This window comes from Methanoculleus sp. MH98A (assembly GCF_000691865.1).
Taxonomy (GTDB): Archaea; Halobacteriota; Methanomicrobia; order Methanomicrobiales; family Methanoculleaceae; genus Methanoculleus.
In genome coordinates this window covers 1-1,309 of sequence record NZ_JMIO01000150.1, presented here as the reverse complement: position 1 = coordinate 1,309, position 1,309 = coordinate 1, and the positions used below count along the sequence as shown (strand labels likewise).

The following is a 1,309-nucleotide window of genomic DNA, read 5'->3' as shown; positions in this document are numbered from 1 at the left end:
AAATGTTCTCGACAGGCGCAGATACGTAGTATCACTCATAGAAGACGTTCATGAGAAATACGAGGCCGCCTCTCGTCATGGGGTGGAATAACTGCTTCACTCTTTGATCAAGGCTAAAGAATTTTCAACAATGATCTCATAAGGTGCCCTTAATCTCTTACCATACTATTCTTAGCACGGGGCAAAATAAAGATCGAGATCTCTGAATCACGTTTTACCACAAAGAAGTCATTATAAGCGCATGGAAAATTCGCAACGTTTAACTTTTGTAAGAAGAAAATCACGCATGCGATTCTATGGCTCGGCGAAAGGAGAAACCCAACCAGAAGAATATCGAGCAATACGACCATAAGGGGACCTGCCGGCTGAATAACCCGCCGGCGGGACTGGTCAGCGCGGCAACCGAACCCAATTACGGCACAAAGACCTACTCCTACGACCCTCACCTCGACCCGCAGCTCCAGTGGTCGGGGAAGGCCGAGCATACGTCGTTCGAGGTCCCGACGGTATCCCTTCACGTCCACGAACGGATCGACCCGAGAACGATCATCAGGGCGGCGAAGGGCAGCAACGGCGATCACCGGCAGGCCTCGCTCTTTGAGTTCTCGATAGAGAACCCACCGCTGCGGGAGGCGGTGGAGTTCTACCGCCACAGGCACAACTGGAGCAACCGCCTGGTGGCCGGCGACTCCCTGCTCGTCATGAACTCCCTTCTGGAGAAGGAGGGGATGGCTGGGAAGGTGCAGATGGTCTACATCGACCCGCCCTACGGAATCAAGTACGGCTCGAACTTCCAGCCCTTCGTGAATAAGCGGGATGTGAAGGACAGGAAAGACGAGGACCTCACGAGCGAGCCCGAGATGCTCAGGGCCTTCCGGGACACCTGGGAGCTCGGGATACACTCGTATCTCGCGTATCTCAGGGACAGGCTGCTGCTCGCCCGGGAACTCCTGACCGAGAGCGGGAGCGTCTTCGTGCAGATCTCGGACGAGAACGTGCACCACGTACGGGAGATCATGGACGAGGTGTTTGGGAAGGGGAATTTTGTATCCCAGATTACCTTCTCTAAAACCACAGGCAAAGGAGGAAAATATCTCGATGAGACTTCTGATTACATTTTATGGTATTCGAAAAACCTCGCCAATCTGAAGTATCATCAGATATATTTACCTAAAGAATATGGTGCCGATGGTGCAACAGAATATCGCTGCCTGATGTCATCAGATGGTGCATGGCGGACAGTTGAGTCAAGAGAGTTTTTGAATCTTGATGCCCTTCTGCGTGAAGGTCAAGTTTTCAGCCATGACAA

1 protein-coding gene is annotated in these 1,309 nt (G+C 52.2%); it reads left to right on the top strand.

The window, feature by feature from the left end; genetic code table 11:
• Positions 1 to 296: 296 nt before the first annotated feature.
• The coding region (locus tag EI28_RS12230) for a DNA methyltransferase (protein WP_048115209.1) at positions 297 to 1,309 on the top strand (1,013 nt) is incomplete at its 3' end.